Consider the following 12,612-nt stretch of genomic DNA (forward strand, 5'->3'; position numbering starts at 1 on the left):
AAAATTAATCTAACAAATTTGTTTCTTCATTAGGAAACACTAACTGAGGTTTGAATTTTTTTGCTTCTTCTAATTCTAAGAAGCCATAAACGATTAAAATAAGTACATCACCTTTTTGTACTCTTCGAGCCGCAGCTCCATTTAATGTTATTTCCCCGCTTCTACGAGGACCAGGTATAGCATATGTTTCTAACCTTTCTCCGTTATTATTGTTAACAATTTGAACTCGTTCTCCTTCAATAATTCCAGCAGCATCCATTAAATCTTCATCAATAGTAATACTACCAATGTAATTTAAATCTGCTCCTGTAACTTTTACACGATGAATTTTTGATTTTACTACTTGTACTAACATGCGACAAAAATACTGTTTTTAAAGAATTTATCTTTTTATTATTTGTTTTTTCTTTTGAACCCCACATTATCAATCAAACGAATCTCTCCAGCATATACTGCAATAAATGCTCTGTATTTACTTTTAGGATCAATTTTTTCGTCTGATTTTAAGGTTACTTCGTTGGCTATGGTGAAATATTCAAGTTCTAAAAGAGGATGTTTTTTGAATTCATTTTCTACCCATTCAATTATAGAATTAGCATTTTCTATGCCAAATTTTTTCTTAGCTTTTTTTAATGTTTTATAAATAAAAGGAGCAGCTTCTCTATGTTCTTTGGTTAATCTTGCGTTTCTAGAACTCATGGCTAATCCATCATCTTCTCTAAAAATTGGTCTACCTTTTATTTTAATAGGAAGGTGTGTTTTTTCTACTAATTTCTTTATAATTTGTAATTGTTGAAAGTCTTTTTTACCAAAATAGGCGGTTGTGGGCATTACAATTTCAAATAAAGCTTTTACAATTGTTCCAACTCCATCAAAATGACCATCTCTGAATTTTCCTTCCATTTGATATTCCAATCCATCAAAGTCAAATTTTTCTGCAACAATAGAACTATCATAAATTTCTTCTACAGAAGGAATAAAAACTGCATCACAATTTACACTTTCAAGAAGCTTAATGTCGTTATCAATAGTTTGAGGGTATTTTTCTAAATCTTCTTTATTATCAAACTGAGTTGGATTCACAAAAATGCTCACTACAGCTAGGTCATTTTTCTTTTTAGCTCTCTTAACTAAAGATAAATGTCCTTTATGCAAAGCTCCCATTGTTGGTACAAAACCGATAGATTTTTCTAAAGCCTTTTTACCAGAAATATATTTTTTTAAATTGGATTTTGATTTGAATATTTTCATTGATCACTTATTAGAATCTGAGCAAAATTAGCAATTTAACAGGATTTTAGCATAAAATTTCGTAGTTTTGCGCCTTTATAAAGAGTCAGATTTAATGAAGGATAAGAGAATATTATATGTTTCTTCGGAAGTTATTCCATATTTACCAGAAACAGAATTATCGTCCACTGCATTTAATGTAGCTAAGTATGCACATTCTAAAGGAGTTCAAACACGTATTTTTATGCCTCGTTTTGGGGTGATTAATGAGCGAAGACATCAATTACATGAGGTGATTCGTTTGTCAGGTATGAACTTAATAATTAATGATATGGATATGCCATTGATTATTAAAGTAGCGTCAATACCAAAAGAAAGAATGCAAGTTTACTTCATCGATAATGATGAATACTTTAAACGTAAAGCAATTTATACTGATGAAGATGATAAACTTTTTGCAGATAATGATGAAAGAATGATTTTCTTCGCAAAAGGAGTGATTGAAACAGTTAAAAAATTAAATTGGGCACCAGATATCATCCATGTTCACGGATGGATGGCTTCTTTACTACCTTTATATTTAAGAGAATTTTATAAGGAGGAACCATTGTTTAATGAAAGTAAAATAGTTACTTCGCTTTACAATAATGAGTTTCCAGGTGAGTTAAATGGTGATTTGCTTAAAAAAGTTCGTTTTGATAAGGTAGATAATGAGACAACTTCTCATTTAGAAAATCCTAGTCATGAAAACATTCTTAGAAATGCAGTATTAAATTCCGATGCAGTAATCAAAGGAAGTGCTGATTTTTCTGAAGACTTTGATAAATTCTTAGCAGATAGTAACGTAACAATTTTAGATCATCAACCAGAAGAATACTTAACAGAGGCTTATTTAGATTTTTACAAACAAAATGTTCTTGAGTTACAAGACTCTTAATTTTAGAAAGTATTTATGATGAAAAAGACTGTTTATTTCTCAACACTTTTAGTGTTGCTGTTTTCCGTGTTCTCTTGTGAAAAAGATTTTAGAGAAATCAGTAGTAATGTTGTTGCTAATAATAATTTTGACACAGAAAAGGTTGTTCTAGACTTAGAAATAGAACCTTACAGAATTGACGTTAGAGCAGATGATGTTGCTCTTGGTACCTTAGGAGAATATTGGTTAGGGGTATACAATAAACCTGGATTTATAAAACTTGAAGGTTCTATTATAACACAGTTTAGTTTACCTGCATCAGCGGCAACTTTAATTACAGACAAAGTTGATACTTTACATACTATTGATGCAGTATATTTGAAATTACCGTATAGTAGTTCTGTAAGTATTAGAGAAACTACTGACCCTTTACCAAAATTTAGAATCGATTCTATTCTTGGTAATACTTCAGTGCCTTCTAATATTAAGGTTTACAAAAACGAAACATTCTTAAATAGTTTAAATCCTACTGATCCAACTGAACTTAATGAGTATTTATCAAATGCGAATTACATTACAGGTGAATTATTAAGTGAAGATCCAGCAGGTTTCGAGTTTATACCTAATCCAAACGATACAATTCTTCCTCTTAAAAGAAGAGATAGTCAAGGAAATGAATACAATGATACGATTAGAATTTTATCTAGTAATACAAATGTTATTAGTACTCCATTCATAGCTATTCCTTTAAATAAGGATAGAATGAAAGAATTACTTTGGGATAAAATTTTAGATAATACTATTTCAAGTCAAGATGTTTTAAATAATGAGTTTAGAGGTTTAATCATAGAGTCAACAGGAGATGATGGAGCTGCTGTGCCTTTAAGTTTAAGTAATGCAAGTCTTGATATTTATTATACAAGAACGATTTTAGAATCAGGAACGGTAAAAGAAAGAGATTCTTTAACATTACCTTTCAATTTCACAGGTAGAATTACAAATAGTAGATATTTAAAAGGAACACCAGTAGGAGCAGGTGGTTCTGCTACTAACGTAAACTTACAGGGTACTTCCGGAAGTGCAGCTAGAATAAAAATTTTAAATCCTGAGCAGCTAGAAAATTTAAGATCAGAAAATATTTTAATTAATGATGCTTCATTAGTTTTTAATGTTGACGCATCTACAGATACTACTAAATTACCAAGAAGACTTACTGTTTACAGAGAAGGTTTAAAAAACGGTGAAATAGTATCAGGTCATGTAAAAGATAGTTATTCAGAATCTGCTTTTTTTGGAGGTAATCTTGAGCTAGCAAGTAGTAAACCTGAAAAGTATACTTTAAGAATAACAGATTATGTTTCAGATATTGTAAGCGGAGATACTGACAATTCTGATCTTGTATTAAAGGTATATAACTCAACTACAGATGATCCTTTTGTGCCAGGTTCAAATCCTCCTGCAATAGACACTATTGTAAAAAAGTATAACTGGAATCCAAGAGGTATAAGTATACTAAACAATGCTTCACAAAACGGAGATAAAAGAGCAAAGCTGATTTTAACTTATTCGAAGGAAAAAGAGAGTAATTAATATATAACCATTAAAATAAAATTTATGTGTGGTATCACAGGCTATATTGGTGAAAGAAACGCTTACCCTATTGTAATTAACGGATTGAAAAGACTAGAATACCGTGGTTATGATAGTGCAGGTATTATGATGTACGATGGAGAAGCAATCAATTTATCTAAAACAAAAGGTAAAGTTTCAGATTTAGAAGTAATTACTAATAAAGATGAAACAAGAAAAAAAGGTAAAATAGGTATCGGACATACCAGATGGGCTACGCATGGAGTTCCTAATGATGTAAATTCACATCCGCATTTTTCTCAGTCAGGTGATCTTGTAATAGTTCATAACGGAATCATAGAAAATTATGATACCATTAAAAAGGAATTACTAACAAGAGGATATGAATTTCAAAGTGATACTGATACTGAAGTTTTAGTAAACTTAATAGAAGAAGTAAAGAAAAAAGAAGGATGTAAATTAGGAAAAGCAGTTCAGTTGGCATTAACCAATGTAATTGGTGCTTATGCAATTGCTGTTTTTGATAAAAGTAAACCAAACGAATTAGTAGTAGCTCGTTTAGGAAGTCCTATAGCAATAGGTATTGGTAAAGATAATGATGAGTTTTTTGTAGCTTCAGATGCTTCACCTTTTATCGAATATACTAAAGATGCTCTTTACTTAGAAGATGGTGAGTTAGCCATTATAAAAAGAGGTCGTAAAATTAAAGTAAGAAAGATTGATAACGACAAACCAGTTGATCCTAAAATTCAGGAGTTAAAATTGAGTTTAGATCAAATTGAAAAGGGAGGTTATGATCATTTCATGCTTAAAGAAATTTATGAGCAGCCAAAAGCTATTATAGATACTTACAGAGGTAGAATGTTACCAGATGAAGGAATCATTAGAATGGCTGGTGTTGATGATAATATGTCTAAATTTTTAAATGCAGACAGAATTATTATCATCGCTTGTGGTACTTCTTGGCACGCAGGTTTGGTAGGTGAATACTTGCTTGAAGATATGGCTAGAATACCTGTTGAAGTAGAGTATGCATCTGAATTTAGATATAGAAATCCTATCATTACTCCGAAAGATGTAGTAATTGCAATTTCACAATCTGGTGAGACTGCAGATACTTTAGCAGCAATTAAACTTGCAAAATCTAAAGGAGCATTTGTTTTTGGGATTTGTAATGTTGTAGGCTCTTCTATAGCTAGAGAAACTCATGCAGGTGCTTATACTCATGCTGGTCCTGAAATTGGAGTGGCATCTACTAAAGCTTTTACAACTCAAATAACATTACTTACTTTAATATCTTTAAAATTAGCTGAGGCTAAAGGTACTTTATCAAAAGCTGCTGTAAATAACTATTTACACACTATGCAGCAAATACCTAATCAGGTAGAAGAATTATTAAAAATAGATAAAGTAGTACAAGAAATAGCGTATCATTATAAAGATGCGACTAACTGTTTGTACTTAGGTAGAGGATTTAATTTTCCAGTTGCTTTAGAAGGAGCTTTAAAGTTAAAAGAAATTTCTTACATACATGCAGAAGGATACCCTGCTGCAGAAATGAAGCACGGACCAATTGCTTTAATAGATGAGAATATGCCTGTTTTTGTTATTGCAACAAGAAAAGGTCATTACGAGAAGGTAGTAAGTAATATTCAAGAAATTAAATCAAGAAGTGGTAAAATTGTTGCAATTGTTACTGAAGGAGACGAAACTGTTAAGGAAATTGCTGATCATGTGATTGAAATTCCAGAAACAGAAGAAGCTTTAACACCTTTATTAACTACAATTCCGTTGCAGTTATTATCGTACCACATTGCAGTTATGTTAGGAAAAAATGTTGACCAACCTAGAAACTTAGCAAAATCGGTAACAGTTGAATAATTATATTCAATTACAATAAAATCAAGAAACCAGTATTTTTATACTGGTTTTTTTATTGATCTTTTTTAAAACAAGCAAAAACAGGAAAGTGATCAGAATACCCGCCTTCGTACCATGGTCCTATATAAGTTCTAAAAGGACTTCCTTTGCGTTTCCCTTTATATACTTTCAACCATTTTTTATTAAAAACCTTAGCTTTTACAAAGCTGTTTTTACCATTATTGTTATTCAAGAAATTTTTTGAAATAATTATTTGATCAAATAGATCCCATTTTCTTTTATAAGTAAGAGAACCAATTCCTTTTTTGAATACTTTTTTCATAGGATTATAAAGCTCTTTTAAGACTAAATGATCTTCTATGCTCTCATCGGTAGGATTGTCGTTAAAATCGCCCATAATAACTATTTTAGGATCTTTATGAACTTTCTTTAAGTCGTCAATTATTTCATGAACTCTTTTTGCAGCTAATATGCGTTTGTATTTTGATTCTTTTTCTCCTTCACTTCTAGAAGGCCAATGATTCACAATTATATGAGTGAGTTCATTGTTTATAAGACCGCTAACAACTAATATATCTCTTGTATAATCTGTCTTTCCATCTTCTTCAATAAACTGTAGTGCGTATTTTTTTGATGATTTATATTCAAATAATTGATGTCTGTAAATTAAGGCAACATCAATTCCTCTTTCATCCATAGATTCATAGTGGACAAACTTATAATTATATTTTTTTAGATTTTTATGCTGAATTAAATCATTTAAAACAATATTATTTTCAACTTCAACAAGACCAACTAATATAGGAGCTTCATTTGTGTATTCTTTTCCTATTTGTGAAATTACATGGCTTAGTTTTTTAATCTTTTTAAAATACTTTTTTCTATCCCATTTTCTATTTCCTTTCTTTGTGTATTGATCGTCATTTTTATGAGGATTATCAACAGTGTCAAATAGATTTTCAACATTGTAAAAACCGATAGAAAAGATGTTTCTTTTATAATTAGTCATTAAAATTTAAGTAAGTAATGCTAATATAAATAAAAACGCGACTAAAAAGTCGCGTTCTAATTATATTGTCTCACCTAATTCTTTAAGTTTAGAAGTATTTTCGGCTAGCATAAGTTCATCAATGATTTTTTGGATATCACCATTTACAATATTTTGTAAATCATATAGTGTTAATCCAATTCTGTGATCTGTAACTCTACCTTGAGGGTAGTTATAAGTTCTAATCTTTGCAGAACGATCACCAGAAGTTACCATGGAACCTCTTTTTGCAGCATCTTCAGCTTGCTTTTTAGCTAATTCTAAATCGTATAATCTAGAACGAAGTACTTTAAATGCTTTTTCTTTATTCTTATGTTGCGATTTTTGATCTTGACATTGTGCAACTAATCCAGTTGGAATGTGAGTTAAACGAACCGCAGAATATGTTGTGTTTACAGATTGTCCACCAGGTCCAGAAGAACAGAAAAAATCAATACGAACATCTTTAGGGTTAATTTCTACATCAAACTCTTCAGCTTCAGGAAAAACCATACAAGTAGCAGCAGAAGTGTGAACACGCCCTTGCGTTTCAGTTTGTGGTACACGTTGTACACGATGAACACCTGCTTCAAACTTTAATGTACCGTAAACGTCTTCACCAGAAACTTCAAATTGAATTTCTTTAAAACCACCATTGGTACCTTCACTGTAATCTACAATAGATACTTTCCATCCTTTACCTTCACAATATTTAGAGTACATTCTAAATAAATCTCCAGCAAAAATACTTGCTTCATCTCCACCAGTACCAGCTCGTAATTCTACTACGGCATTTTTAGAATCTTCAGGATCTCTAGGAATTAATAAAAATTTAATTTCTTCTTCTAAAACAGGTATTCTAGTTTTAGCTTCATCCATCTCCATTTTAGCCATTTCTACCATTTCAGCATCACTTCCATCAGAAATAATTTCTTTAGCTTCATCAATATTGTTCAAAAGCGTTTGATATTCATCTGCTTTTTTTACAACTTTACCTAAATCTTTATATTCTTTATTTAATTGTACGTATCTTTTCTGATCAGAAATAATATCTGGTTGAATGATTAAATCTGAAACCTCGTCGTATCTTTGTTTTACTATTTGTAATTTGTCTAGCATTATTCTGTACTTGGTGTGCGAATTTACGACTTTTCTTTAAATTTGTTTTGCTGAAAATCAGTGATTGATGTAAATAGTACTTTTTAAAAAATGTAAATGATGAGATTCTTACCAATTATTTTAATATTCCTCCTGCTATTTTCTTGCAAAAAAGAAATTAAAACTCCAGATTTTTTAATTGGTAATTGGAAACGAATTAATGATGAAACTGACAAACAAACCTATGAAATTTGGAAAGACGATTATTCTGGTATTGGTTTTACATTAAGAGATAACGATACTGTTTTTAAAGAAGAATTAAGAATTGTAAAAAGAAAAGGAAACATTTATTTAAGGGTAACAGGAGTTTCAGAACAGCCAACACTTTTTAAAATTACTGAGATGAGTGATAAGTTATTGATTTGTGAAAACTATGTAAATGAGTTTCCTAAAACAATCACTTATAGTTTGGTAGAAGAAAAATTGAATGCAAAAATAGCTAACGATGATTTTGCAATTGATTTTATTTTTGAGAGAATGGAGTAGTGGATATAAGTTGTAAGGTTATTTTTTTGGTTGAAGTTAGAAGTTTAATGCTCGAAGAAAAGGCAGTTAAAAAATTAAGTAAGGTTAACTGAAATACTGCATATTACTAACTAAATAAAAGTTGAAATTACTAACAATTATAACTAAATTTGCGCTTCTAAAAACGTCAAAAAATGTACAGATCACATACTTGTGGTGAGTTGAGAGCATCGCATATTAATACAGAAGTAACTCTTTCTGGTTGGGTTCAAAAATCAAGAGATAAAGGATTTATGATTTGGGTCGATCTAAGAGACCGTTATGGAATTACACAATTGATTTTTGATGAAGAGCGTACATCTAAAGAACTTATAGAAAAAGCAAAAACTTTAGGGCGTGAGTTTGTAGTACAAGTAAAAGGTACTGTTATTGAGCGAGCTTCTAAAAATCCAAATATAGAAACTGGAGATATAGAAGTCTTAGTTTCTGAGTTAACTATTTTAAATGAAGCAAAGCTTCCTCCATTTACTATTGAAGATGAAACTGATGGTGGAGAGGATATCAGAATGAAATATCGTTATTTAGATATTCGTAGAAATCCAGTAAAAGATAGTTTAATATTTAGACATAAAGTGTCTATGGAGGTTCGTAAATACCTTTCTGATAAAGGATTTATTGATGTTGAAACTCCATATTTAATAAAATCTACTCCAGAAGGAGCACGTGATTTCTTAGTGCCTTCTCGTATGAATGCAGGTCAATTTTATGCATTGCCACAATCACCTCAAACTTTCAAACAGTTATTAATGGTTGGAGGAATGGATAAATATTTCCAAATTGTAAAATGCTTTAGAGACGAAGATTTACGTGCCGATCGTCAGCCAGAGTTTACACAAATAGACTGTGAAATGGCATTTGTAGAGCAAGAAGATATTTTAGAAATTTTTGAAGGAATGACACGTCATTTATTAAAGGAAATAAATGGTGTTGAAGTAGATAAGTTTCCAAGAATGTTGTTTGACGATGCAATGCGTTTATATGGTAACGATAAACCAGATATTCGTTTTGGGATGGAATTTGGTGAGTTAAATGAAGTTGCTCAGCACAAAGATTTTAAAGTATTTAATAGTGCTGAATTAGTGGTTGGTATTGCTGTACCAGGAGGAGCATCATATACTCGTAAAGAAATTGATAAATTAATTGATTGGGTAAAGCGTCCGCAAGTTGGTGCTTTAGGAATGGTATATGTAAAGTGTAATGAAGATGGAACTTTTAAATCATCAGTAGATAAGTTTTACGACCAAGAAGATTTAGCAAAGTGGGCTGAAGTAACTGGTGCTAAAGCAGGTGACTTAATCTGTGTGTTATCAGGAAATACAAATAAAGTAAGAGCGCAGTTAAGTGCATTACGTATGGAAATGGCAGAACGTTTAGGTTTACGTAAACCAGATGAGTTTGCTCCATTATGGGTAATTGATTTCCCATTATTAGAATTAGATGAAGAAACAGGTCATTATCACGCAATGCACCACCCGTTTACATCGCCAAAACCAGGTCAAATTGAATTGTTAGATACTGACCCTGGAGCAGTAAAAGCAAATGCATACGATTTGGTTTTAAATGGAAATGAAATTGGTGGAGGGTCTATTCGTATTCACGATAAAGAAACTCAAGCAATAATGTTTAAGCATTTAGGATTTACCGAAGAGGAAGCTAAAGAGCAGTTCGGATTTTTAATGGATGCTTTTGAATATGGAGCACCACCACACGGAGGTTTGGCATTTGGTTTAGATAGATTGGTTTCTATTTTGGGAGGACAAGAAACAATTCGTGATTTTATCGCATTCCCTAAGAATAATTCGGGTAGAGATGTAATGATTGACGCCCCTGCAACAATAGATAACGAGCAATTACAAGAGTTGAGTATTCAGCTTGATGTAAAAGAAGAAGCTTAAAAATAAAAAATCCCGCTAACAGCGGGATTTTTTATTTTAAAAATTTAAAGTCATAACTATACTTATTATTATTTCAAGTATAGATAATCTTTCTTCCAAATTAAGAACGTATTTTATTTTAGCTATTGTATTTGGAATGCATAGAAGGATAATCCCTCCAAATAGAAAAATGATTCCTAAAAACTTCTTCAACATACATCAAAATAGTAAAATAAACTGCTAAAAAAAGAATAAAAAGATAGGAGGTATGTTGTAAACGATAGGTAGTACGTACCTACTTTTAAGTAGTTTGTACATTTTATCTTAATAAAGAGTAAAAGCCACATTGAAGGAATGGTTTTTTTACTACTTTTAGCCTATGAAAAAAAGAAAAATTTTAAAATCTGTCTTATATACTTTTTTAGCTTTATTTCTTGTAGGTATTAGTTTTCTGGGGTACATGTACTATAATTATTTTGGAAAATTTGAAGTTGATACAGAAAAGTATCAAAATTATGTTGGTTACATTAATCAAGACAAAGCGTTCTTAAATAGCAAATACAAACTTTGTGATGAAGGTAGAATATATAAAGTACATCATGGTGCGCCTAAAGATGCTTTTAAAGGAAGTAAAAAAAGATTTAAAGACTACATTTTATCAAACTATAAAAACGAATCGTATAAAGATTCAGGGTATTTGAATTTTCGTTTTTTAGTGAACTGTGAAGGAAATGCTGGTTGGTTTGAAATTATAGAGATGAACTTAGAGTTAGAAGAAACTAAATTGAATAAAAAAATGGTGGATCAACTTTTAACGTTAACATCAGATTCAAAGAATTGGGCTATTTATAACTATAAAAATCAGCCTAAAAATTATTACATGTATATTTCTTATAGAATAGAAAATGGAGAAATCACTCAAATATTACCTTAGTATTTTATGCGTAGCAATACTTCTTATTTCATGTAACAATGAAGAATATGTGAACGGAAAAACTCAAAAAAGAATATTAGCTGAAAAATTATTTAACGAAGGAGCACATTTATATCAAGGGTCACCTAAAAGCATGACTAGAATTCAAAAAGCTATAGATATAGATCCTACATACGATGAAGCTGTTAGAGAATTATCTGTTGCTTATTTAAAAAGAGGAATTCCTCATATATGGAAAAAGCATATAGATAAAGCAGTAGATTTAAATCCGGAAATGTGGATGGGCTACAGAGGGTATAATTATTTGTGGTTTTACAGAGATTATAAAAAAGCAATTAGAGATTTTGATGAAGTTGATCGTTTAACACCTAATTTCATTGATGCTCCTCAAGGACATAGTGTTGATTATTGGAGAGGAGTTGCATATTTAGGATTGAAGAATTATGAGAAATCTATAGCATATTTTGATAAAGAGATTAAACAAGAAACAGAGAAATTCAGTGAAAACTCAGTTGAAGTAACTTCTTTTCTTTATAGAGGAATTGCCTATTATCAGATGGAAAATTATGAGGAAGCTAAAAATAATTTTAATAAGCTTTTGAAGCATTCTTACAATAAGTATGCTGATGGTAAATATTTTTTAGCTCAAATTTTAAAGAAAGAAGGAAAAATTAAAGAAGCAAAAGAAATGCTTCAAGCTGCTTTACAAGATTTTGAAGAAGGATACGTAAATAAAAGACCATATGTAGAGAGTATGCATGAATTATATCTGGAAGACTATAATCTTTTATTAGAAGAATTAAAACAATAAAAAGAAAACTACTTTAAGAAATTAGAGTAGTTTTTTTATTTCAATCATTTTATAACCCTGTGTTCTTTAATAAATTTTGTCGGATCAAGATAGCCACTAGTGTCTTCAGAGTAACCAGGTCCAAGAGGTAATGTAATATCATCACGTATTTCAAAATGTAAATGTGCATAGTATTTGCCATTTGCAGTTCCTATAGTACCAATTTTATCTCCTTTTTTAACCCAAGAGTTAGCTTTAGTTGTTATTGTGTCACAATGAGCATATAAAGAAACAATTTGCTTTTTATTCGGTAAAAAATGGATTATTCTAACAACATTTCCCCAGCCACCTTTAAAGTCTTTGGCTTCTTGTATATAACCATTAGCAATTGCGTAAATAGGATCGCCTAAATCAGAATTACCACCAGTAACAGCATTCCAATCATCACCTAAATGAAAATTCTTTTTAAATTTTTGAGCATTATAATACCCTTCTGCATTAGGTTTACCCACAGGGAAATCAAAACTAGCAGCAATTTTATCTTTGGTTAAAGTATCTTTTTTAATCTTCTTTTCAGAAAGGTTAGTATTGTTTAGGTTAGATTTTATGTCTTTAATTTTTTCTTTTTTGTTTGAACAAGAAATTATTATGGAACAAAGAAGAAAAATAATAGCAATTTTTTTCACA

At 30.6% G+C, this 12,612-nt stretch carries 12 protein-coding genes; 7 read left to right on the forward strand and 5 right to left on the reverse strand.

Going from position 1 to position 12,612, the window contains the following annotated elements:
- Positions 1-4 precede the first annotated feature (4 nt).
- Complete coding sequence (gene panD, locus EYW44_RS08700) at positions 5-355, reverse strand: aspartate 1-decarboxylase (RefSeq protein ID WP_132723280.1); 351 nt, start codon at positions 353-355, stop codon at positions 5-7.
- 38 nt (positions 356-393) lie between these two features.
- Entirely contained in the window at positions 394-1,251 is an 858-nt protein-coding gene (gene panC, locus EYW44_RS08705) for a pantoate--beta-alanine ligase (RefSeq protein ID WP_132723281.1), read from the reverse strand.
- 94 nt (positions 1,252-1,345) lie between these two features.
- Here panC and EYW44_RS08710 point away from each other — a divergent pair, with 94 nt between their 5' ends.
- From EYW44_RS08710 to glmS, 3 genes are read left to right on the forward strand one after another with little or no spacing between them, the layout of a single operon-like run.
- A complete protein-coding gene (locus tag EYW44_RS08710) occupies positions 1,346-2,167 on the forward strand; it encodes a glycogen/starch synthase (protein ID WP_132723282.1) in 822 nt (273 codons plus the stop codon).
- An 18-nt stretch (positions 2,168-2,185) separates the two neighbouring features.
- A complete protein-coding gene (locus EYW44_RS08715; RefSeq protein ID WP_165872186.1) occupies positions 2,186-3,736 on the forward strand; it encodes a DUF4270 family protein in 1,551 nt (516 codons plus the stop codon).
- A gap of 24 nt (positions 3,737-3,760) precedes the next feature.
- Positions 3,761-5,617, forward strand: a complete 1,857-nt coding sequence (gene glmS, locus EYW44_RS08720; protein ID WP_132723284.1) for a glutamine--fructose-6-phosphate transaminase (isomerizing) — start codon at positions 3,761-3,763, stop codon at positions 5,615-5,617.
- Positions 5,618-5,669: 52 nt separating this feature from the next.
- On the opposite strand, the gene EYW44_RS08725 is transcribed toward glmS, so the two are convergent.
- Positions 5,670-6,626 (reverse strand): endonuclease/exonuclease/phosphatase family protein, encoded by a 957-nt coding sequence (locus EYW44_RS08725; protein ID WP_132723285.1) that lies wholly within the window; start codon positions 6,624-6,626, stop codon positions 5,670-5,672.
- 60 nt (positions 6,627-6,686) lie between these two features.
- A complete protein-coding gene (gene prfA, locus EYW44_RS08730; protein ID WP_132723286.1) occupies positions 6,687-7,763 on the reverse strand; it encodes a peptide chain release factor 1 in 1,077 nt (358 codons plus the stop codon).
- A gap of 96 nt (positions 7,764-7,859) precedes the next feature.
- Between prfA and EYW44_RS08735 the strand changes: the two genes are divergently transcribed.
- From EYW44_RS08735 to EYW44_RS08750, 4 genes are all read left to right on the forward strand, one after another.
- Positions 7,860-8,288: a hypothetical protein gene (locus EYW44_RS08735; protein WP_132723287.1), complete on the forward strand. Its 429-nt coding sequence runs from the start codon at positions 7,860-7,862 to the stop codon at positions 8,286-8,288.
- A 173-nt stretch (positions 8,289-8,461) separates the two neighbouring features.
- Complete coding sequence (gene aspS / locus EYW44_RS08740) at positions 8,462-10,222, forward strand: aspartate--tRNA ligase (protein ID WP_132723288.1); 1,761 nt, start codon at positions 8,462-8,464, stop codon at positions 10,220-10,222.
- 358 nt (positions 10,223-10,580) lie between these two features.
- Positions 10,581-11,135 (forward strand): hypothetical protein, encoded by a 555-nt coding sequence (locus EYW44_RS08745; protein WP_132723289.1) that lies wholly within the window; start codon positions 10,581-10,583, stop codon positions 11,133-11,135.
- Positions 11,107-11,946, forward strand: coding sequence for a tetratricopeptide repeat protein (locus EYW44_RS08750; protein WP_132723290.1), 840 nt, complete (start codon positions 11,107-11,109; stop codon positions 11,944-11,946). The genes EYW44_RS08745 and EYW44_RS08750 overlap by 29 nt, the downstream gene beginning before the upstream one ends.
- Before the next feature lie 44 nt (positions 11,947-11,990).
- On the opposite strand, the gene EYW44_RS08755 is transcribed toward EYW44_RS08750, so the two are convergent.
- Positions 11,991-12,611 (reverse strand): M23 family metallopeptidase, encoded by a 621-nt coding sequence (locus tag EYW44_RS08755; RefSeq protein ID WP_243643628.1) that lies wholly within the window; start codon positions 12,609-12,611, stop codon positions 11,991-11,993.
- Position 12,612: the final 1 nt, after the last annotated feature.

This window comes from Tenacibaculum sp. M341 (assembly GCF_004337695.1).
Classification (GTDB): Bacteria; Bacteroidota; Bacteroidia; order Flavobacteriales; family Flavobacteriaceae; genus Polaribacter.